The organism is Anoxybacillus suryakundensis, from assembly GCF_001418025.1.
Classification (GTDB): Bacteria; Bacillota; Bacilli; order Bacillales; family Anoxybacillaceae; genus Anoxybacillus; species Anoxybacillus tengchongensis.
In genome coordinates this window covers 57,511-81,020 of the sequence record NZ_LIOK01000002.1, presented here as the reverse complement: position 1 = coordinate 81,020, position 23,510 = coordinate 57,511, and the positions used below count along the sequence as shown (strand labels likewise).

Annotated in this window: 18 protein-coding genes; 16 read left to right on the top strand and 2 right to left on the bottom strand. The window is 41.7% G+C overall.

The window, feature by feature from the left end:
* The first annotated feature begins 95 nt into the window (after positions 1–95).
* From ASC42_RS01625 to ASC42_RS01570, 12 genes are all read left to right on the top strand, one after another.
* Positions 96–734: a glycoside hydrolase domain-containing protein gene (locus ASC42_RS01625; protein WP_055440262.1), complete on the top strand. Its 639-nt coding sequence runs from the start codon at positions 96–98 to the stop codon at positions 732–734.
* A 68-nt stretch (positions 735–802) separates the two neighbouring features.
* Entirely contained in the window at positions 803–1,708 is a 906-nt protein-coding gene (locus ASC42_RS01620; RefSeq protein ID WP_055440261.1) for a chemotaxis protein, read from the top strand.
* A 16-nt stretch (positions 1,709–1,724) separates the two neighbouring features.
* Positions 1,725–3,335, top strand: coding sequence for a diguanylate cyclase (locus tag ASC42_RS01615; protein ID WP_055440260.1), 1,611 nt, complete (start codon positions 1,725–1,727; stop codon positions 3,333–3,335).
* A 2-nt stretch (positions 3,336–3,337) separates the two neighbouring features.
* Positions 3,338–4,372 carry a HEAT repeat domain-containing protein gene (locus ASC42_RS01610; protein WP_055440259.1) on the top strand — a complete coding sequence of 345 codons (1,035 nt, stop codon included), beginning with the start codon at positions 3,338–3,340 and terminating at the stop codon, positions 4,370–4,372.
* Positions 4,365–5,750, top strand: a complete 1,386-nt coding sequence (locus ASC42_RS01605) for a glycosyltransferase family 2 protein (protein ID WP_055440258.1) — start codon at positions 4,365–4,367, stop codon at positions 5,748–5,750. The genes ASC42_RS01610 and ASC42_RS01605 overlap by 8 nt, the downstream gene beginning before the upstream one ends.
* On the top strand, positions 5,750–8,947 hold the full coding sequence (locus ASC42_RS01600; protein ID WP_055440257.1) for a hypothetical protein: 3,198 nt from the start codon (positions 5,750–5,752) through the stop codon (positions 8,945–8,947). Before ASC42_RS01605 ends, ASC42_RS01600 begins: the two co-directional genes overlap by 1 nt.
* 5 nt (positions 8,948–8,952) lie before the next feature.
* Positions 8,953–9,327, top strand: coding sequence for a response regulator transcription factor (locus ASC42_RS01595; protein ID WP_055440256.1), 375 nt, complete (start codon positions 8,953–8,955; stop codon positions 9,325–9,327).
* Entirely contained in the window at positions 9,311–12,202 is a 2,892-nt protein-coding gene (locus ASC42_RS01590) for an ATP-binding protein (RefSeq protein WP_055440255.1), read from the top strand. Before ASC42_RS01595 ends, ASC42_RS01590 begins: the two co-directional genes overlap by 17 nt.
* An 80-nt stretch (positions 12,203–12,282) precedes the next feature.
* Positions 12,283–13,746, top strand: coding sequence for a spore germination protein (locus ASC42_RS01585; RefSeq protein WP_055440254.1), 1,464 nt, complete (start codon positions 12,283–12,285; stop codon positions 13,744–13,746).
* Complete coding sequence (locus ASC42_RS01580) at positions 13,746–14,843, top strand: GerAB/ArcD/ProY family transporter (protein ID WP_072242638.1); 1,098 nt, start codon at positions 13,746–13,748, stop codon at positions 14,841–14,843. The genes ASC42_RS01585 and ASC42_RS01580 overlap by 1 nt, the downstream gene beginning before the upstream one ends.
* On the top strand, positions 14,840–15,952 hold the full coding sequence (locus tag ASC42_RS01575) for a Ger(x)C family spore germination protein (RefSeq protein WP_082435659.1): 1,113 nt from the start codon (positions 14,840–14,842) through the stop codon (positions 15,950–15,952). Before ASC42_RS01580 ends, ASC42_RS01575 begins: the two co-directional genes overlap by 4 nt.
* A gap of 92 nt (positions 15,953–16,044) precedes the next feature.
* Positions 16,045–17,643, top strand: a complete 1,599-nt coding sequence (locus tag ASC42_RS01570) for a putative bifunctional diguanylate cyclase/phosphodiesterase (RefSeq protein WP_055440251.1) — start codon at positions 16,045–16,047, stop codon at positions 17,641–17,643.
* A 62-nt stretch (positions 17,644–17,705) separates the two neighbouring features.
* Here ASC42_RS01570 and ASC42_RS01565 read toward each other — a convergent pair whose 3' ends face one another.
* Positions 17,706–18,146, bottom strand: a complete 441-nt coding sequence (locus ASC42_RS01565) for a YkyB family protein (protein ID WP_032100571.1) — start codon at positions 18,144–18,146, stop codon at positions 17,706–17,708.
* A gap of 97 nt (positions 18,147–18,243) precedes the next feature.
* On the opposite strand from ASC42_RS01565, the gene ASC42_RS01560 reads away from it, so the two are divergent.
* Genes ASC42_RS01560 through ASC42_RS01545 form a run of 4 tightly spaced genes read left to right on the top strand, consistent with a single transcriptional unit; the run spans position 18,244 to position 22,569 of the window.
* Complete coding sequence (locus ASC42_RS01560; RefSeq protein WP_055440250.1) at positions 18,244–19,755, top strand: Ppx/GppA family phosphatase; 1,512 nt, start codon at positions 18,244–18,246, stop codon at positions 19,753–19,755.
* A 2-nt stretch (positions 19,756–19,757) separates the two neighbouring features.
* Complete coding sequence (locus tag ASC42_RS01555; RefSeq protein ID WP_082435658.1) at positions 19,758–21,842, top strand: RNA degradosome polyphosphate kinase; 2,085 nt, start codon at positions 19,758–19,760, stop codon at positions 21,840–21,842.
* 11 nt (positions 21,843–21,853) lie between these two features.
* Positions 21,854–22,240 (top strand): CrcB family protein, encoded by a 387-nt coding sequence (locus ASC42_RS01550; RefSeq protein WP_055440248.1) that lies wholly within the window; start codon positions 21,854–21,856, stop codon positions 22,238–22,240.
* Positions 22,237–22,569: a fluoride efflux transporter FluC gene (locus tag ASC42_RS01545; RefSeq protein WP_055440247.1), complete on the top strand. Its 333-nt coding sequence runs from the start codon at positions 22,237–22,239 to the stop codon at positions 22,567–22,569. The genes ASC42_RS01550 and ASC42_RS01545 overlap by 4 nt, the downstream gene beginning before the upstream one ends.
* Here the strand turns inward: ASC42_RS01545 and ASC42_RS01540 are convergent.
* Positions 22,564–23,412 carry a metallophosphoesterase gene (locus ASC42_RS01540; protein ID WP_055440246.1) on the bottom strand — a complete coding sequence of 283 codons (849 nt, stop codon included), beginning with the start codon at positions 23,410–23,412 and terminating at the stop codon, positions 22,564–22,566. The genes ASC42_RS01545 and ASC42_RS01540 overlap by 6 nt on opposite strands.
* Positions 23,413–23,510 lie beyond the last annotated feature (98 nt).

The following is a 23,510-nucleotide window of genomic DNA, read 5'->3' as shown; positions in this document are numbered from 1 at the left end:
AGGAATAAAGTAATATTTATATAGATTGAAAGTTTTGTTTAGACATGTATCATTCGCATATATATGGAAAGACACATAAAAAGGGGGAATGGTGCATGTGGGGCGTTGATTCAGCTGCGAAAGTGACGGAAGCGTTGCTTGCATGTGTGAGACGGGAATATGGTTTTCCGAAATTTTGGGGAAGATATGTGACGACCGTGCCGAACGTATCGGACGGGTTGACAAAAGAAGAAATCGCTTTTCTGCGCAGAAACGGGATACAAATTGCACCGATTTACAATGCATTTCGTGAGGCGACACAATACGAAAAAGGAAGGACAGCAGCAAGAAATGCCATTTTCCATGCGCGCAGACTAGGTATTCCGAAAAACAAAGTCATTTTTGCGAACATTGAAGATGAATTTGCGGTGGACGCTGCATGGATTCGTGCGTGGGTCGATACGTTTTATCCGAGCGGATATCGTCCAGGCATGTATGCAAATCCAACGAAAGGCGCATTCGGTGAAGCATATTGTGAAGCGGTAAAAAACGATGAACGTGTGGCACAACAAACGATCATATGGAGCTCTGATCCGCGCCCTGGAACGACACCAGCAACAAAAGCGCCAACGTTTCGACCGAACGTGCCAAACTGCCGCGCGAACGTTTGGATATGGCAATACGGACGCGATGCGGACCGTTGCGCGATCGATACAAACGTCGCCAATCGAAAAGTAAGCGAGTTTTTATACTAAAATTTTTTCCGTCCCATAGAAGAAGTATGATAAAATAAGCAGTAAATGATGTCGATGGAGGTTTTTTTATGGAAAATAAAAACGGAATTTTATTAGAAAGCGGGACGAATGAACTAGAAATTGTCGAATTTTTAATTGGGGACAACCGATTTGCCATTAATGTCATTAAAGTGAAAGAAATTATTCAACCGATTGCGCCAACGAAAGTGCCACACGCGCATCCGTACATTGAAGGGATTATTGAATTGCGCGGCGAGGTGCTTCCGCTCATCGACTTAGCGAAAGCGCTCGGCTTTGGGCCATCGAACAATCCAGCGCAAGATAAATATATTGTCGCACAGTTTAATCAACAAAAAGTTGTGTTTCACGTCCATAACGTCACACAAATTCATCGCATATCATGGAAACAAATTGAAAAACCGTCGCAAATGTATCAAGGATTAGAAAGTCAAATTATCGGCGTTGTGAAGTTAAACGGAAATATGATTTTACTTCTCGACTTTGAAAAAATCGTTGTAGACATTAATCCACAATCCGGCATTAACGTCGAACGCGTGAAAAAGCTAGGCAAGCGTGAGCGGTCAAATAAAAAGCTAATCGTTGCCGAAGATTCACCGCTATTACGTAAACTACTTCACGATACGCTCTCTGAAGCGGGATATGTATACGTCGAGTTTTTTGAAAACGGTGAAGATGCGTTCAACTATTTACAATCGATCGTTCAAAAAGGAAAGCCGGTTGAAGGCGAAGTACAGTTAGTCATTACCGATATTGAAATGCCACAAATGGACGGCCATCATTTAACAAAACGTATTCGAGAAGATGAAAAATTAAAACATTTACCAGTTATCATTTTCTCTTCTTTAATTACAGACGATCTTCGTCATAAAGGGGAACGCGTCGGAGCGACAGCACAAGTAAGTAAACCTGAAATTGCCGAGCTTGTCCAAATGATCGATCAACACATTTTATAAGTAGTAGGGGATCACTATGGATCGTTATGAAAAATATCGCCAACATTTTTTAAAAAATATTCGCAAACGGTTAGAAGAATGGGAAAACGTTGATGAAATCGGCCATCAAGACGTTTATCGCCTTCTTCACTCCATCGCAGGCACAGCTGCGATGATCGGCATGCACGACATCGGAAACTATGCGCGCAAGTTAATGGAGCAGTGGGGAGAAAATGAAGAGAAAAAGTGGAAAGCGTCAGATGTGAAAGAGCGGCTCGCCCCGCTTTTTCAACTTTGTTACGAACAACAAATTGGGGACGTGTCACAAGGTGAACAAGGAACGAAACAAGGCGATGAACCGACCGTTTTGCTCATTGATGATGATCCGTCGTTTTTAATGTATGTGAAAGAACATCTGGAACAAAACGGTTGGTATGTCGTGGCGATTGCCGATCCTGTCAAAGCGGTCGCGTCGTTTTATGACGTTCGTCCAGATTGCGTCGTTATCGATATTCATATGCAAACGAAAACAGGATTTGAAGTATTAACGTTTTTAAAAGAAAAATTAAAACAACAATTCGTTCCGATGGTTATGGTCAGTATCGATGACCGAAAAGAGACGCGCATGAAAAGCTATGAAATGGGTGCGGACGACTTTATTCCGAAGCCATTTGACATCGATGAATTTATCGTGCGCATTCATAGGCAACTCGAGCGAAAACAATTAATTGATGAGCTGCTTTTATTAGATGAGTTGACGCATGTGTATAACCGAAAATATTTAAAACAAGCATATGAGCAATTAAAAAGCGACTGGCATCGTACGCATGAACCGTTTTGTTTAGCGGTGCTCGATATTGACCATTTTAAACGAGTAAACGATCAATACGGGCATTTAATTGGCGATGTCGTCTTAAAACAATTCGCCCAATTTTTAAAAACGAACGTTCGTGCGTACGATATCGTCATTCGTTTCGGTGGGGAAGAATTTATTGTTTTATTGCCAGCGACAGACGCAAGCGAAGCGTTTCTCGTGTTTGACCGCCTGCGTGAACAATTTGAACGCATTCCGTTTCAATCTGGAGACACGACGTTTTCGTGCACGTTTTCAACAGGCATCGTGGAAGTCAACGACCCGTCCAAACCGATTGGGTATTGGATTGAGCTCGCAGATTCTGCGCTATATGAAGCGAAAAATACAGGAAGAAACTGTGTCGTGCTTGCGAAGCAACAAAAAGCATCGTATCGCCGTACGGTGAAAGTAGCGATTGTCGATGACGATGCGATCGTGCGCGCCATTGTGGCCGACGTCGTTCAAAAAATGTTTGCGAAAGAAAAAGTGGCGCTTGATTTACGTGCATTTAAAGACGGCGAACAGTTTATTACATCGGAGTGGCATCGTGGAAAAGAATCGTGTCTCGTCATTTTAGACGGCGTCATGCCGAAAATGGATGGACTGGAAGTGTTGCAACAATTAAGAAGCCAAAAAGACTCATCAAGATACAAAGTCATTATGTTAACGGCACGAAAAAGCGAACACGATATTGCCCGCGCCCTTGAGCTTGGCGCAGACGACTATATAACCAAACCGTTTAAATTGCTTGAGCTTGAAGCAAGAATACGACATATGTTAAAAAGGATGAATTAGTTGTGTCCGATTCACTTATTTTGTTTGCGTGGATTGTCATAAGCTTATCGTTGCTGCTTACCGTTATGTTTTCGTATCTTGTGACCCAAAAGGTGAAAGAAAATCGGTGGAGAAAGGAAGTCGAATCGTATAAATCGTTATATGAACCGATTTTACTTCGGTATTTATTCGATGGTCAACATGTACCTCCACCGCTCGTTTCTGCTCAATATGTGGCGATGATGGAGTTGCTTGACCATTTCCTTCTTGTCCTTGATAACGGAGTGAAAGAGCGAGCTACGCTTTTAGCCGAACAATATTTGTCTACGTATTTGCAAAAGCAGCTACATCATCGACGATTAGGAAGACGGATGAATGCGCTTTTTTATATTGAAGATTTTCAACTCGCTTCTTTTCTTCCTGAGTTAGAGAAACGATATGATGCCGAGGAAACAACGACGATGGAAAAGCGCCAACTGTTGAAAATGTTTGCGCTTTTTCGCCATCCGCACGTATATGCATATATGAAACGTGTAGACGAATCGTTTACACAATTCGACTATCGTCTCATTTTGTCGCGTATGGATGATCGTATGTTTACGAAAATGGTTGACTATTTTTTTGATTGGAACGAAAAAATGCAATATGCATTAATTGATATGATTGGCATTATGCAAAAATGGGCTCACATTTCATTTTTACGTACATTGCTTCAACATGAACAAAGTGAGTATCGCATTCGCGCTTTAAAAGCGTTAGCTGAAATGGCGTTTCCGCTTGAAGATGACCAACTTCGCATTCATTTATATTCCGAAGTTTGGCAAGAGCGGCTGATGGCGCTTCGTTTATGTGCGCGCATTCGTCAACATACGCTGATCGACACCATTAAACAGTTAATGAAAGACCGCGTATTTGCCGTTCGATCACAAGCGGCAGAAGCGTTGTTGCGCATGCCAAACGGGTTGGCGATGCTCGAACAAATCGCCCAAACATCAGACGATCCGTATGCGCGCGATATGGCGCTTGAATGGTTAGAAAGAGGGCGAGAAGATGATTAAATTTGCAGCGATGTTCGTTTTTTTCTTTATGATTGCAGTCATCGTTTTTTATACGTTTTTACTCGTCGTCTCGATCGTGCAATTGCGTCGCATGTACGAGTTAGACGGATGGGAACCGTATGAAGAAATGCTCGATGTCAGTTATACAAAACCAGTTTCCATTTTAGTGCCTGCTTACAATGAAGAAGCTGGTATTTTTGCGACGGTGCGCTCTCTTTTAAGCATTGAATATCCGCAATATGAAATTGTCGTCATTAACGACGGTTCAACAGACGACACGCTTGAGCGGCTGAAACGAGATTTCGATCTTGTTGAAATGAAGCGCGTCATTCGTCAGCAGTTAAAAACGAAACGTGTGTGCGCGGTATACCGCTCGCGTAAGTTTTCTCATTTATTCGTCATCGACAAAGAAAACGGCGGCAAAGCTGATGCGTTAAATGCCGGCATTAACTTTTCCTCTTATCCATACGTTTGTTCCATTGACGGCGACTCGGTCATTGAACGTCGCGCCTTTTTAAAAGTCATGAAACCTATTATTGATTCGGACGAAGAAGTGATTGCTTCGGGCGGAAGTGTGCGCATCGCCAACGGCTGTGACATTGAAAAAGGGGAAGTCATTCGCATCGCCCTCTCTCGTCAACCGCTCGTTGTCATGCAAGTGATCGAATATTTGCGCGCCTTTTTAATGGGGCGTATCGGGCTAAGTCGCCACAATTTATTGCTCATTGTTTCAGGTGCTTTCGGTGTTTTTTCAAAACAATGGGTCATTCGGGCGGGCGGATATGCGCATACCGTCGGAGAAGATATGGAACTTGTTGTCCGTCTTCATCGCCTTATAAAAGAAACAGATGCCGATAAAAAAATTGTGTACGTGCCTGATCCGGTTTGTTGGACGGAAGCGCCAGAGTCGATGACCGACTTACGTAAACAACGTCGCCGTTGGCATCGCGGATTATTTGAAAGCCTTTGGCTTCATCGTCGCATGTGGTTTAACCCGCGTTATGGGTCGATTGGACTCATTTCCCTGCCGTATTTTTTACTCATCGAATTTTTTGGACCTGTCGTCGAACTATTTGGTTACATCCTCATGATCATCTCACTCATCTTAGGCGACATATATATCGAATTTGCCATTTTGCTATTTCTCGTTTCCGTTTTATACGGTTCGATGTTTTCCATGGCTGCCGTGTTGTTAGAAGAATGGACGGTCCGAAAATTTTCAACCGTTTCCGATGTTGCGCGCCTCTTTTTTTATTCGTTGACAGAGACGTTATGGTATCGTCCGCTTACTGTATTATGGCGCTGTGAAGGAATTGTTGATGCGCTTTTAAAAAGAAAAGGATGGGGAGAAATGAAAAGAAAAGGTGTGTCGAAGTGATGAAACGACAGCGATGGCTCATTGGATATGTAGTATGTATTTTTCTTGCCATTTCTTCACCGTATTGGCTGTGGAAAATGAAGCCTGAAACAACGTTGAACATGCTCATCGTCAATAAAACGGTTCCAGATGAAACGTATCGCGAACATGAAGGGCTCGTTTGGCTATTAAATCAACAAAAATATGTGAAGTCAAACGGGGAGCGTTATGAGTTAAATAAAGATTACGTTGGTTTTGTACCGAACGGGAAAAAAGAACGACCGTGGCCGGCATCGTTACAACCGTACGATGTCATTTATGTGGCAGATACGTACGGTGTATATGAACAAGATTTTACAGAAGAAAAAAAGAAAGGGAAACGCTCGAAAAAAGTGTATGGCGGATTGACAGAACAAGAAGTCAGTCGCTTGCACGATGCGATGTTTGAAGGAAACAAAACGCTCATTGCAGAATTTAACTCATTTGCAAGCCCAACGGATCGAGCTGTTCGTAATAAATTTTACGCGTTATTAAACGTCGAATGGACGGGCTGGATTGGCCGTTATTTTCCGAAGCTGGAAGATGACGAAGTGCCTGTATGGGTGAAAGAAAACTACGAAAAACAATACAACAAACGATATACATTTACCGGACCGGGCTATGTGTTTGTCGATGAGTATGATCGGCTCGTCATTTTAAATAAAAAAGAAATCGGAAAACGAGGGGTTCTTTTCACTCCGACAGATAAAGGGAAAAAAGAACTTCGGATTGACGGTTCGATTCCATATTCATATTGGTTTGATATTGTTAAGCCGCTAGACGACGATGAAGTGTTAGCGACATATACGCTTTCGTTATCGGAAAGCGGAAAAGAAAAATTACGAGCGATCGGCTTGCCGACGACATTTCCAGCAATCGTTCATCACCGTAACAAGCAATACGATGCGTACTATTTTTGTGGCGATTACGCCGATCAACCAGATGTGCCAAACATTTATCAAACCGTCGGCATCGATATATGGCGGAAATGGACGACGCGTCACGATCCAAACAGCACCGTCTCGTTTTATTGGAAAGCATATGTTCCGGTGATGAAAACGATTTTGGAGCATGTACATGATGGGGAGAAACAAACGAACGAGCCCGTCATTGCAAAAACAGACGACGGCATTCAACTTGCTGGACGAGTTGGAGAGCAATATATTCAAATTTATAAAAATGGAAAATGGGAAAATATGTTGTTAAAAGGAGTGAATATGGGCATCGCGAAACCGGGTCATTTCCCGGGTGAAACAGCGATTACGAAAGAAGAATATTTTCGATGGTTTAAACAAATTGGCGCGATGCATGCCAACGCCGTTCGGGTGTATACGATTCATCCGCCCGCATTTTATGAAGCATTTTATGAATATAACAAAATCGCAAAACAGCCTTTATATTTATTCCATGGTGTTTGGGTCAATGAAGAAACATTTTTACGAACAAACGATGCGTTTGCGAAAGACAATACAGAGGAATTTGTTGCGGAAATGAAGCGAACGATTGACATCGTTCATGGAAAAGCAATCATTCCAGCTCGCCCGGGTCATGCAAGCGGCGTATATCGTTACGATATTTCGCCATATGTGCTCGGTTGGATTTTTGGTGTCGAATGGGAACCGACCGTTGTTTATGCAACAAACACGAAACATGCCGGCTTGTCAGATTATCAAGGGGCGTACGTGTATACAAAAGGGGCTTCACCGTTTGAAATTTGGCTTGCGCGCATGATCGATGAAGCGATTGCTTATGAAACAAAAACGTACGGTTGGCAACGTCCGGTGAGCTTTACAAACTGGGTGACGACCGATTTGTTGACACATCCGAGCGAACCGTTAGAAAAAGAAGATTTTGTGTCCGTCAACCCGAACGTCATTTATACGACAAACGCTATGCATAGCGGCTTATTTGCGTCGTATCACATTTACCCGTATTATCCAGACTTTTTAAACTATGAGCCGAAATATGTCAATTACATTGACCATCGTGGCAAGAAAAACAACTATGCCGGTTATTTGCACGATATGAAGCAAGTACATCGCATGCCAATTGTTGTCGCGGAATTTGGTGTACCATCATCACGCGGTATGACGCACCGCAACGTATACGGGATGAATCAAGGATTTCATTCCGAGCAACAGCAAGGCATGATCAACAAAAAACTATTCGAAGATATTGTGCACGAAAACATGGCAGGCGGATTTATTTTCACATGGCAAGATGAATGGTTTAAACGAACGTGGAACACGATGGATTACGACAATTCCGATCGTCGTCCATTTTGGTCAAACGCGCAAACGAACGAACAACAATTTGGTTTATTAAGTTTTGATCCTGCGAAAAATGAAACGATGATGATCAAAGTCGATGGCAGAAAAGAAGATTGGGCATTTCAACAAATCGCGCCAGCGTTTCAACAAAACGGTCGTGCGCTATATATGACGAGCGACGAACGATACGTGTACATTCGTTACGACACCACTGTAAAGCAAAACAAAGACGTATATCTTTTATTTGACACGATCAATAATCAAGGACAATCAACGATTCTCGACGTGCCAAATGTCAAAACAGAAGGCGTCGATTTCGTTCTCCATTTACGCGGTGAAAAAGAAGGACGATTATGGATTGATAGTTATTACGATTCGTTTTATTATCATTATGGACATGTTTTAAATATGATTGATCGCCTGCCGTATGCGAACAAAAAAAATAACGGCGTGTATCATCCGATTCGCTTAACATTAAATAAAAAACTACAAATTAAAGGGAAAACATACCCATTCGACTTTTATGAAACAGGCGTCATGACGTTTGGCACAGCGAATCCGAGCGATGAAGCATACAATTCATTAACAGACGTGAGCGTCAGCAAACAAAAAGACGGATATGAAATTCGCATTCCATGGGCGCTGTTAAATATGAAAGACCCGAGCATGCATGAAGCGATGGGGGATATGTGGCAAGAAGGGTTGGCGAGCAGCCGAACGATTGATGGTATTCGCGTCGGTGTATATGAAGATGGATTTTCGTATCCAGCAAAAGAAGGACATATGTTAGATGCCACATATTTTTATACGTACACATGGGACCGTTGGGAAGAGCCGACGTATCACGAACGGTTAAAACGTTCATACGAAATCGTGAAACAAACATATAAGAAAGTTGAAGGGGAGTAACAATAATGGCAAAAATTTTATTAGCAGAAGATGAAGAAGTATTGCGCATGCTTGTCGTCGATACGTTAGAAGATGAAGGACACGACATTGATGAAGCGTGCGATGGGGAAGAGGCGATTGAAATGATTCAACAAAATGATTATGACTTAATTTTGCTTGATTATATGATGCCAATATATACCGGCTTAGAAGTCATTCAACAAGTACGAAATATGCCCGATAAAAAACATGTAAAGATTATGATGCTGTCGGCAAAAAGCCAACAAGCCGACCAGCAACGCGTACTAGAGGCGGGGGCGGATTACTTTATGGCAAAGCCGTATAGCCCGCTAGAACTTGTGCAACGAATCGAGGCGATTTTACATGGAGAAGATGCGTAACTATTTTAGGAAAAGCTTAGCAAGACAATTTGTTGTGCTTGTGACAACTTTTTTATTCGTCTTTGTCATCGGTGCCGTATCCGTTTTTGTTTATCAGTCATCGCTGACGACATCATTTGAACAAAAAAAGAATCAAATCGAAACGAAGATGAAATACGCTCAAGAAATCGAACGGGCGTTTAATCAAGCGTTTTCTGATGCGCGCGGCTATTTAGCGTTTAACCGAAAAGAGTTTAAATTAAGCATTTTCCGCGAACAAGAAAACGTACAAACGGCGCTTGATGCGCTCGAACTCGTCGCAACGACAAAAGATGATACACAATTTATTTTAAAGGCGCGCCAGTTTGCTAATTACTATTTCGTTCAGCTCGTTCCACAAGCGATCGAAGCGTTTGAAAACGGCAATATACAAAAAGTATTAAGCTTATCGGAAAATGGTGGTACGGCGTCCATTGAACAATTTCAATTTCAAATGAAAACGTATAAAAATAAATTAACGGAACAGCTTGATGCGGAATTTCAACAATTGCGTAATGCTCAAACGACCGCGCAAACGGCATTTATTTTATTCATCGTTATGATTTTAGCTATTTTAATTACGATCGCGCGCATCATGATGAAAAAAATCGGAAGACCACTCAACGAACTTGCGAAAGTCGCTGAAAAAATCGCAAACGATGAACAAGTCGTTTATGACATGCAAGAAACGATTAAACGAGAAGATGAGATCGGCAAATTAGCTAATGCTTTCAAAAAAATGTTAATGAGCATTCAAGAAAAAGAAGAAAGTTTAATGGCGCACAACGAAGAGTTGCTCGCTCAACAAGACGAACTAGAAGTACAACAAGCGGAGCTTGAACAAGCGCTTGAAGCGATGCAAGCGCGCGAAAAAGAGTTAAAACGGCACAACGATTTTATTAACGGATTATCGAACTCGCTTGATAAACAAGAAGTATTAAAAAATATCGTTTGCAATATGGCGCGTGTGATGGAAGCGGACCGCGGCATGATCGTATTAATGAACGATGAACAAACGCACGCCTCGTTCGGTTTATCAGAAGAAGGCGTCCATCAGTTTTTAACGTATATATATAACGGCTTACATCAACGATTGTTTGAACAAAAAAGGCCGTTTATGCTAAAACGCGAACTCGTACCGTCTGAAAAAGGATATCATGAAGAAACGATGTATGTGCATGACGTCTTTTTACCTGTGTTATCTAATGAAAACGACGTACAAGCGATTTTAGTATTTAGCCGTTTTGGCGGACCGTTTTCGGACGAAGACATTCAAGAATATGTCGGCTTAACGAAACAAATATCGATTTCATTGCAAAAAATTGCGCTATATGAACAGTCCGAACAGGCGCGCGAAACGGTGCAACATATTTTAAATACGGTACAAGAAGGGATTCATTTCGTTGATCGTGACGGCCATAGCGTGATGGTAAATAAACAAATGGTTACCTTGCTTCGAAAAGAAACGATTGCTGAACTAGAAGGAGCAAGTTATGAACAATGGGCGCGCGGTTTAGTTGAACAGTCTGATGCGGACAAAAAGCTATGCGATTATTTACGAGCCATTATTTTTAACGGTGATGAAGAACATGAACCGTTTGTATATCATTTACCGCAAAAACGAAAAGTGATGCAAGTGTACGCCAAACCGTTATATCGCAACGGTGAACGGCAAGGAACGGTATTCGTTCATCGCGATATTACGAAACAATTTGAAGTCGATCAAATGAAATCAGAATTTGTTAGCACCGTCAGCCACGAATTGCGCACGCCACTTTCAAGCGTGCTCGGCTTTACGGAACTGATGTTAACGAAAGAATTAAAACCAGAACGTCAAAAAAAATATTTAACAACCATTTACCAAGAAGCGAAGCGGTTAACTGCGTTGATTAACGACTTTTTAGACGTGCAACGAATGGAGTCTGGAAAACAAACGTACGATAAAAAATATGAAGATATCGTATCTATTATTGAAAGTGTGATCGAAACGCAAAAAGTAAATACGAAAATCCATCAGTTTCATTTCCAAAAAGAAACGGATAAAACGACGGTGCTTGGCGATCGCGATAAACTCGCCCAAGTGTTTACCAATTTAATAAGCAATGCGATCAAATATTCGCCAGAAGGCGGAAACATTACAGTGCGAATGTACGAGCGAGGCAACCGCTTATGCATCGACGTGCAAGATGAAGGATTAGGCATTCCTGAAGAAGCGTTGCCAAATTTATTTACGAAATTTTATCGCGTCGATAACTCCGACCGTCGCCGCATCGGCGGAACAGGTCTAGGACTTGCGATCGTCAAAGAAATTGTAAAAGCACACGAAGGGGAAGTAAGCGTCACGTCCGAATTGAAAAAAGGAAGTACGTTTACGGTATCGCTTCCGCTTGTTACCCTTGCGAACGCAGAAGAAGAGGAGCGCGACAATTACGAAAAGTACGCGCATGCGCACGTCATTATTGTCGAAGATGACGAACATTTAGCGGCGTTATTAGAAGCGGAATTAAAAGATAGCGGTTTTCGTGTCAAACATGTGAAAGAAGGAAAAGAAGCGATTGCCCTCATTCAAAATGAAAAACCAGATGCAGTCGTTTTAGATATTATGTTAGAAGAGCACGACGCATCTGGTTGGGACGTGTTAAAAGCGTTAAAACAAAACGAACATCTTTCTAATATTCCAATTATTATTTCTTCCGCGTTAGAAGAACGAGAAAAAGGGATGGCGCTCGGGGCAAGTAGCTATTTAGTCAAACCGTATCAACCGAGCCAACTATCGAAAATGATTTTACAAATGTTGTTGAATAAAGAACGACAAGGGGAAATTTTTATTCCAATGCCGAAAGAGGAAGCCGAATAAGGTTTCCTCTTTTTTGTATAAAAACGGGCAGTTATTACAAACTAGTAAAAAACGAAGCGGAAGAAAAAGGGGACAACATCATGTGGTTTACGAAAAAAAATCGAGTCGATGATGTCGCGAAACTGCTCGCTCATTCACCAGATTTCATGTGCCGGCGCATTCGATGTCAAGGAAAAATCGTTAACGTTTTATTTTTAAGTAATTTAATTAACCACGACCATCTCCAACAAAACGTTTTAGCGTTTATTCATGAACAAAAAAACATTTCCATTGACGAGCTCGCTCGTTGTTTGCCGATTGGCGCAATACGTATATGTGAAACAGAAAAAGAAATGGCATCCGCTATACGTGACGGCTGGGCAGTTATTTCTATTGAAAAAGAGAAGCGTACGCTTGCTGTCAACATCGCTGAAAAAGTCGAACGGTCGCTTGAAAAAGCAGAAACGGAGTCGCTCGTTTTAGGACCGAAAATATCATTTACCGAGTCAATTGATACAAATATTCGCATTTTACGTCAAAACATTACAGATAAACATTTAGTAACGGAAAAAGTGGAAATTGGCGAACGCAACAAACTTGAAGTGCGCGTCGTCTATATTCAAGACATTGCGGATGAAACGAACGTTCAAACCGTAAAACAACGACTATCGGAGTTGCGTATTGATGAGGTCATTGATAGCTCCGTATTAGCTCAACTGTTAGACGATCATGCATACACCATTTTTCCACAATATTTATTAACAGAACTTCCTGACCGATTAGCGTATAGCTTAATGAGAGGGCGCATCGGCATTTTTGTTGATCGCAGCCCGACGGTCATTGTTTGTCCGACGACGTTTTTTAGCTTTTTTGAAACGACGGAAGATATTTATTTACGTTGGACGATGAGCACGATTTTGCGCGCTGTTCGTATGCTCGGTATTTTTGCTTCTATCTTTTTATCGCCACTTTATGTCGCTGTCATTACGTATCATTATGAAGTCATCCCTTCTGCTTTGTTGTTGACGATTGGAGAGTCACGTTCACGTGTACCATTCCCTCCTGTCATTGAAGCGTTATTTCTTGAATTTATGATTGAGCTGTTGCGCGAAGCAGGCGCACGCTTGCCAACAAAAGTTGGTCAAACGATGGGTATCGTCGGCGGTATCGTTCTCGGACAAGCGGCGGTCGATGCGGGTTTTACAAGCAACGTCCTCATTATTATCGTTGCGTTAAGCGCGCTCGGCTCATTTACTGCACCAAGCTATGAAATGGGCGCAACGATTCGCATTTTACGCTTTCCAATCATTTTACTTGCAGCGCTTTGGGGACTTATTGGTATTTTTATTGGCGTGAGCCTTTTGCTTATTCATTTATTGAAGCTGACATCGCTTGGAAGACCGTACTTGTCGCCTGTTTATCCGTTTCGTTTTGCAGATATCAAATATTCGCTCATTCGTTTGCCAATTAAATTTTATGGCGAACGTCCGAAGACGAACCGTCCAAAAAACTCTCGCCGCTTTTCATGGCGGGAAGCAATGAAACGAAAGGATTTGGATGAATAATGAAAACGCCACGCGAACGGCTATCGATTAACGCTTATCTCGTTTTTTTTCTCGTTCATACCGCACAAATGGGACTTGGGATTGTCGGTGTGCAGCGCGTCATTTTCGTTGAGGCGCGTCAAGATGCGTGGATTGCTGTTTTGCTGAGCGGCTTATGGATTCATCTCGTCGTTTTCGTCATATATCAAACGTTAAAACAAACAGAGCACGACAACATTTTTTCGCTTCATACGTTCGTTTATGGGCGTGTGTTTGGCTGGATGGTGAATGCTGCAGTTGTCGTTTATTTTTTAATGGCATATACGTCCATTTTGCTTGGTTATGTTGAAATGGCGTTAACGTGGATGTATCCTGACTTTCCGCTTTGGGGCGGGGCGCTTATTTTAGTTGTGTTAACCGTATATGCACTATACGGCGGGGGATTTCGTCTCGTAGCAGGTGTCAGTTTCATCACATTTTTTATGACGATTTGGATTATCATCGTTTTTTTTCAACCGCTGAAATACGCGGAATGGATTCGTTTATTGCCGATTTTTGAAGCGACGCCGAAACAAATGGCAAACGGCGTATTAAAAACAGCATATACGATGCTCGGGTTTGAAGTATTGTACATTATTTATCCGTTTGTTAAAGAAAAAGGACGCGCCCATCGTTACGCCCAACTTGGCGTGTTGCTGACAACATTTCTTGTAGCTTCCGTGACGATCATTGCGATTGTTTTTTTTAGCCCGAAGCAACTCGAAGTGACGATTTGGGCGTCGTTATCGATGTTTACCATCGTTAAATTTCCGTTTATTGAGCGATTTGAATATGTCGTCATTCCGCTTTGGCTTCTCGTCATTTTACCGAATTTACTCATGTTTATGTGGGCGATGACGCGCGGCGGAAAAGCGCTTTTTCACGTCAAACAAAAATATTTGCTGTTTGTTTTTGGGCTCATGTCTTTTTTTGTTGCCATTTTATTTAAACGAAGGGCAACGATTAACGAATTTATTGATCAAGTCGGATGGTACGGCTTTTGGTTAAGTTTCGTATATCCATTTATTTTGTATATGCTTGTCAAATACAAAGCATGGATGAGGGAGAAAAAACAATGAAATGGCTACTCATGTTTACATTATTGCTTTCTGGCTGTGTACAACCGCGCGTGTTAGAACGGCAAGGCATTATTACCGCTGCTGGGTTTGATAAAGAAGGAAAACAATATAAAGGGGCATCTGTCATGCTTTCGTTTCAAACGACCGGTTCGTCGATGTCAGAAGTCATTGAAGCGACAGATGTCACGAGCAAAGGAGTGCGTCAAGATTTAGAAGCGCAAACGAGCCACGATTTAGGGTCAGGGCAAATTCGTGTCGCTGTATATGGAAAAGAACTAGCAGAAAAAGAAGGAATTTATTCATTAACAGATACGTTGCAGCGCGATGCGAATATTGGCTCGCTCGTTTATTTAGCTGTTGGTGATCCGAGTGCTGTTGATATTATCAAGAGTAAAAAAACGGAGGATACGCCTGATATCGGAACGTATTTGTATCGTCTAATTGAAAAAAATGCAAAAACAGAATCGGTATTAGCGGCAACGCTTTATGAATTTATTGCCCATTATTATGACGTAGGAAAAGACCCGACGTTACCATGTTTAACGTTGCGCGATGGGAAGCCCATTATTCAGCATGTCGCTTTATTTAAAGGCGATCGGTACGTTGGAAGGGCGAGTTTAGATGAAAGTTTTTATATTAAGTTATTAGCATCTGGACGTAACGTCGGCATTAAAAACGTCCCGTTGCTCGTTGATGACATTTCACCGCTTATCGTGAAAAAGCGTGGAAAAAAAGTGAATATCGTTATGAACGAAATTCGCACGAAGCGAAAAATTACACTCGTCAGTCAAAAACCAACGCCGCATTTTCGTGTCACAGTAAAAATGCAAACAGAAATTTTAGAGATGTCTGAAAAAATGAAACCGATTATGCAAGCCAATATTCACGTTTTAGAACGAGCAATCGAAAAACAAATGAAAAAAGAAATCGAGCAGTTATTAGCGAAATTAAAATCATACAAAACCGATCCGATCGGATTTGGGCAAATATACGACCACTCCGTGCGCAAATTGCAATTGACGCCAAAGCAATGGGACAAGTTGTATCAAGATACACAAATTGATGTCGATGTGAACGTATCGATTTTACGAACAGGAACAATTGACTAATTTGTATTTCTTCATGAAAAAATATTTTCAATTGTTGAACCATATGTTTTAATAAAGAGGGAGGGAAGAAAACAAAAAGCGAGGATTACAACATGAGTGAACAGCAGTTTCTGTACCAACACCCTCCATTTGCGAAATGGAAGGCCGTTGGGCAACAGTTTGACCAATATGCCATTTTTTTTATTACGAATGAAGACGGAACGATTGTGTATATGGACGATTCGTTTATGAACCAGTTGTCACGTCGTTACGGAGTCGTCCAACAGTTTGTTGACAGCGCCCATGAAGTTGTGGCTACATTACATACAAACGATGCGTTTCGCGGCAAAACCGTTGTCGATCATCGTCCTGCGTATATGCACGTATATTCGTTCCATTCGCACTTCATTTGGACAGGTTGCTTTTTATTCGATCACGATGATTCGGATATATTAACAGGTGTGCTATCGTACGATGCATTTAGCGACATGCTTCGTGCGCGCATGAATAAACGTGAACCGTTTGCGTTATTATCGCTCAATTTAGATCGTTTTAAATTTATTAATGATTTAATTGGCTATGAGTGTGGAAACGAATTATTAAAACAAGTGGCCGAGCGTTTGCGTCGCTATGAAGAGAGCATCGTCGCAAGACAACATCGCGATCAATTTTTTCTCGCTTTTTATACGATTGATCGAAATGAACTACGTCGCATGATCGGCGACGTCATTCAACTATTTACTACCCCATTTCAGCTGACTGACCAAGAGTTGACCGTGACGCCAAGCATCGGCGTAAGCGTCTTTCCTCACGATGCAACCGATTGGACGACGCTCATTTCATGTGCTGATTTGGCGCTTGAAATTGCGAAAGAAAACGGTGGAAATACGTATTGTTTTTATACGAACGAATTAAAAAAGACGAACGAAGAAAAATTGTACATTCAACATAGCATTCGCAAAGCGTTAAAACAAAATGAGTTTATGATCCATTATCAGCCGATTGTCGATATTCAAACAGGCAATATTGTTGCGGTTGAAGCGTTATTGCGTTGGTTCCATCCGAAGCGTGGTTGGATTTCACCAGCAACGTTTATTCCGATTGCCGAAGAAACGAACTTAATTCAGCCGCTCGGCGACTGGGTATTGCACCAAGTATGTGAACAAAGTAAAACATGGAGGAAAAAAGGACTTCCCCACGTTCAGATTGGCGTAAACGTATCGATTAAACAGTTTTTACAAGCCGATTTAGTCAAACATATTGAACATGTGTTGCACACGTACGATTTAGACCCATTTTGTTTAAAGTTAGAAATTACTGAAAGTATGGCGATGCATCACGTCGATTATGTGCTCGCTCAGTTGCAGTCGTTAAAACATTTAGGATTGCAACTGGCTGTCGATGATTTTGGGACAGGCTATTCGTCATTAAATTATTTAAAAAAATTGCCGGTAGACATCATTAAAATCGACCGTTCGTTTGTACAAGATATGGTGAAACATTCATACGATTTATCGATCGTTCGCGCTGTCATTGAAGTGGCGCACAGCTTGCAGATGAAAGTTGTTGCTGAGGGGGTCGAAACGGAACAACAGCTTGCGATTTTACAGCGAGAAGGATGCGACCGCGCCCAAGGCTACTACTTCAGCAAGCCCCTCTCTGCTGAGCAATTTGAACAATTAGTCCAACATAACAAAGGGCGATCTCATTAAGAGGCCGCCCTTTTGTGTAATATAATAAAGCATGCTTGCGACTTTTTAAACTAGGCTTGTCCTTATCGAAACGTTTTTCCGAACCGATGCGGACGTGTCCAGTCATACCGTTTCGTTTTCGGCTCAACATCTTCTGGTGAAATGCCTGTATATGCTTGTAATAATCGCTTCGCTTGAGACAACGGCATTTTAACAACAGGATTGCGATATGAATCGTCCAACGTACCGAGATGAGGCAAATGCTTGAAGTCTTCTTTTGTTGGAGGTATGTGGAAGTAATACGCACCGATCGCCACAAGCACATCTGACTTTTGCTGGCTATATTTCGGATTTCGAGAAAAATGAAGCCCGACTTTTTTCGCTTTCCCTTCTTCGAGCATTTTTTCAATCGTTTTTTTCTTTAATAAATACAAGTAAGAAGGGTTTAAAGCTGTTTTCGCATGACGGTTTACAGTAAACAGCGCGACCGACAAATTTTCAACGGTGCATTCGACTGTTTCCATGTTTACTCAACTCCTTTTCATTTTGGTACACTTATATTATACACGATCGTTTATGTTTTTGGAAAATTTTCAATTTATTTTTTAGGGAGGTTGAACGTTGAAGTACGGTATTATTGACATTGGCTCCAATACGATGCGTCTAGTCATTTACGAACAAAGTAAAAGCGGTCGTTTGCGCGAGCGAGAAAACGTAAAAATTGCCGCTCGGTTGCGCAACTATTTAACCGAAGACGGTTGGTTTACTGAGGAAGGATTGCACGTTCTTTTAGACGGGCTTCTTACGTTTCAAGACGTGACGCGCTTTCATCGATTGCACGATGTGAAATGTGTCGCAACGGCAACGATTCGTCAAGCGCGCAATCGCGACGATATCGTTCGTATCGTTGCGGAACGAACGGATTTTCACATTCGTATTTTATCCGAATATGAAGAAGCGTACTACGGTTTTTTAGCTGTCATTCAATCGACATCGTTTTATGAAGGAATTACGATCGATATTGGTGGGGGAAGTACGGAAGTGACGTATTTTTACAACCGTGAACTTGTCGAGTATCATAGTTTTCCGTTTGGTGCGCTATCGTTAAAGCGTGAATTTGTCGCTGGAAACGTGCCAACCGATGAAGAACTACAAACGTTACGAGCATACGTCGAAAAACAATTTCAGTCGCTTCCGTGGCTAAAACAACGCCGCTTGCCGATCATTGCGATTGGTGGAAGCGCCCGCAACGTCGTACAAGTACATCAAATGTTGCAAAACTATCCGATTGCTGGCATTCATCAATATGAAATGAATCGTGAGCATATTATTCGAGTAAAAAAATATTTGCGCGCGCTTACATTTGAACAACTTCAAAAAGTGGAGGCGTTATCGAAAGATCGAGCCGATTTAATTATTCCTGCCGTTGAAGTATTTCAAACGTTATATGAAACGGTCGATGCGACGATGTTCATTTTAAGTCGAAAAGGATTGCGTGACGGCATTTTTTACGAACAGTTTGGTCCGATCATTTTTCCCAGCGTATTAGATGAAAGTTTTTTTGAGTTAGCCCAAGATTACGAAGTGAATACAAACCATGTGCAGCACGTATTAAAACTAGTTATCCAACTGTTTGAACAAATGCGTTCGCTTTCGCTTTTCCCATTGACAGGCGAAGACCTCGTTCTATTAAAACGCGCAACCCACGTGTTTTATTTAGGACAATATGTCGATGAAGAAGCGAGCAGCCAACATACGTTTTACCTTTTAGCTAATCGAACGATTGACGGATTAAGCCATCGCGATCGTGTCCAGTTAGCTCTTGTTGCGTCGTTTAAAAATAAAACGTTGTTTAAACAATACGTCCAGCCGTTTCACACATGGTTTACACGTGCTGAACAAAAAAAGCTTCGTTTTCTTGGCGCCTTATTAAAATTTGCTTATAGTTTAAACGACACGAAGCGAAATATTGTTAATCGTCTGCAACTTGACATGCAACAAGAAACGATCGTCATACACATTTTTTGCAGTCAATCGTTTAAAGCGGAAGAATATCAAGCGGAAAAACATAAAAAGCATGTCGAAAAAATGTTGAAACGTCCGATTCAATTACAGTTTCATTTGGAGGGATGAACATGGATTTAAGCCATCCGCGTTATTACAACAACCGCGAATTAAGTTGGCTAGCGTTCAACGAGCGCGTCTTGCAGGAGGCGATGGACGAACGCAATCCGTTATTAGAACGATTGAAATTTTTAGCGATTTTCAGCTCGAATTTAGATGAGTTTTTTATGGTGCGCGTCGCTGGCTTAAAAGATCAAGTGAAGGCTGGTTTTAATAAGCCAGAAAATAAAGCAGGACTAACGCCGAAAGAACAGTTGAAAAAAATTGCGAAAAAAACGCATGAGCTCGTTCGGTTGCAGTACGACATGTACAATCAGACGTTATTGCCGATGTTGCATGAGGAAGGGGTATATTTGCTTGCGCCAAACGAATGGAACGATGAGCAACGAACGTATGTACAAACGTATTTTATGAAAAATATTTTTCCTGTGTTAACGCCGATGGCTGTTGATGCGTATCGTCCGTTTCCGATGTTGTTAAACAAAAGTTTAAACTTAGCGATCGTTCTTGAAGATGATGAAGAAGATGATGATGATCGAAAAAAATTAGCGATTGTACAAGTGCCTGCTGTGTTACGTCGTTTCATTCCTTTGCCTACACATAGCGGCACGCACGCTTATGCGCTATTAGAAGATGTCATTACGACATTTATTCATACGTTATTTAAAGGATACACTGTCTCATCTGTGACACAATTTCGCATTACACGCAACGCGGATTTAACGATTCATGAAGAAGGGGCACGCGACTTATTAAAAGAAATTGAAAAAGAATTAAAAAAGCGAAAATGGGGCGCTGCGATTCGACTAGAAATGAGCAAAAAAGGATTTGACGAATGGGTGCTCGACTATTTATTAGATGAGCTAGAAATTCATGAAAAAGATGTGTACAACATCGACGGACCTATTGATTTAACATTTTTATTTTCGTTTTATCATGAAGTAGCACGATACAAAGAACATTTGATTTTTGAAACGCTCATTCCACAACCGCCAAAAGATTTAGATGATGACGAGGACATATTTGAAAAAGCAAAAGAGCACGATTTATTGTTCCATCATCCGTACGAGTCGTTTGAACCGGTTATCGATTTTATTTCCGATGCGGCAGATGATCCGGATGTGTTAGCGATTAAACAGACGCTATATCGCGTGAGCGGAGATTCACCGATTATTGAAGCATTGAAGCGTGCGGCGGAAAATGGGAAACAAGTGACCGTTCTCGTTGAATTAAAAGCGCGGTTTGACGAAGAAAATAACGTCCAATGGGCGAAAGAACTTGAAAAAGCAGGATGTCACGTCATTTATGGCATGACGCATTTAAAAACGCATAGTAAAATTACATTAATTGTTCGGCAAAAACAAGGAAAAATTGAACGGTTCGTTCATTTAGGAACAGGCAACTATAACGATGCGACTGCGAAAGTGTATACGGACTTCGGCTTTATTACAGCGAACGAGCAATTTGGGGAAGATGCGACAAACTTCTTCAATTATTTAAGCGGTTATATGGAAAAGCCACCGTTTCATCATTTATCTGTCGCTCCGTTTGATTTACGGCAACAATTTTTACAACTCATTGATGAAGAAATTCGTTACCATAAACAATACGGTGACGGTCGCATTATCGCGAAAATGAACTCGCTGACAGATAAACAGCTCATCATGAAGCTATATGAAGCGTCGCAAGCCGGCGTACAAATCGATTTAATTGTGCGTGGCATTTGTTGTTTACGTCCACAAATTCAAGGAGTAAGTGAAAATATTCGCGTTCGCAGCATCGTCGGCCGCTTTTTAGAACATAGTCGCGTGTATTATTTTCACCATCACGGACAAGCGCGCGTCTTTTTATCGTCTGCCGATTGGATGACGCGCAATATGGATCGGCGCATTGAAATTTTGTTCCCGATTTTCCGTCAAGAATTAAAAGAGCGACTCATTGAGGTGCTACACATTTTGCTTTCTGATAACGTCAAAGCGCGTGAACAAAACGAACATGGAGAATATCATTATGTGAGACGAAAAGAAGGAGAAGAAATCGATAGCCAAATGATATTATTTCAAATGGCTTACGATGTCGCAGATGATGAAGAATGAGGTGATAGATGATGAAAGAAAGTGGGGCAGTCGCCATAGGCGGAGCGATCGGCGCGTTATGTCGTTACGGTGTGGCGCTTATCTTTCCATTTCTCACATTTCCGTGGGGAACGTTGCTTGTCAATTATATCGGTTCATTTTTGCTCGGTGCGCTGACGTCTTACGTCGGAAAACGGAAAATGGCTGAATGGTTACGACTTGCGATCGGTACAGGATTTTGCGGCGGATTGACGACGATGTCGACGTTTAGTAAAGAAACGGTGATGTTATGGCATACCCATGCTGCATTAGCGAACGGATATGTACTTATATCTTTCGTTGGCGGTTTGCTTCTTTGTTATGCGGGCGTATATGTCGGTGAACGAGCAGGCGGAAAACAAGTAGGTGAACTGTCATGATGTATGTAGCACTTGGTGGGGCATTAGGTGCGTGGTGTCGGTACAAGCTTGGCGTATGGCTGTTGCGTTGGACAAAACAGTCACCTGTCCCGCTATCCATTTTGTTCATCAACTGGCTCGGTTCATTCGGGCTCGGTTTTGTTCTTTCTTCTGGTGTTCAATCGATTGGGGTGACAGTCGGGTTTTTCGGGGCGTTTACGACGTTTTCAACATTTAGCGTGGAAGCACTTCAACTCTTATTGCATAAACAACATAAAGAAGCGCTTATTTATATCGGTGCGTCAGTCGTCGGAAGCATATTGTTGTTTCAAGCCGGGTTTATGTTATAACCCGGCTTTTAACGTAAATAACGTGAGTTCTGGCGGCGTTAAAAAGCGAAATGGCATGCGCGTCGTACCAAGACCGCGATTGACGTACAATGTAAGCTGCCCGACGTCGTAAAATCCTTCCACGTATCGTTTCGCTAACGGAGGGGTGACGACTGGACCGATCCACGGCAGTTGAATTTGTCCACCATGGCTATGACCAGAAAGCTGCAGGTGAAACGGATATACGCTTGCTTGCGTCACAAGATCAGGTTCATGAATTAAAGCGATCGTATACGTTTCTTTTGGCATATGTTGCACCGTTTTTGCGAAATTGGGCTTACCGAGCATGAAATCATCTAACCCGGCAACGACAATTTGTTCACTACCTTGTTTGACATATACCCATTCGTTTACAAGTAAACGAAATCCACTCATGTTCATCATTCGCTTATATATGTCTGTGCCGTATCCACCATGATCGTGATTGCCATAAATACAAAATTTTCCGAGTGGAGCGTGAAGTTGGGAGAGTAGCGATGTAATCGCATCGACATGTGCATATTTGTTCGGCTCATCAAGCAAATCGCCTGTAAAACAAATAAGATGTGGCTTTAAGTCGTTCATTCGTTCGACGACTTGTTGAAAATGACGAACGGTATAATGATAACCGATATGCACATCGCTAAATTGGAGCAGTCGACACCCGTCAAAGCTTTTTGGAATGAGTGGATGCACGATCTCATAACGCCGCACCGTCAGCCGTCGCGGTTCAATATATTTCGCATACATATATCCTGCCGTTGAAAGCAATGCCCCTTTGACAACCAAAGAGAAAAACGTTTTCAAAACATCTCGTCGTTTCATTCGCTTCAAACCTTATACGTAAAATGTTCTTCACTCATTATAAAAGAAAAAAGTCGATAAAAACAGTAAAAACAATATTAAAAATTTTCTAAATATAT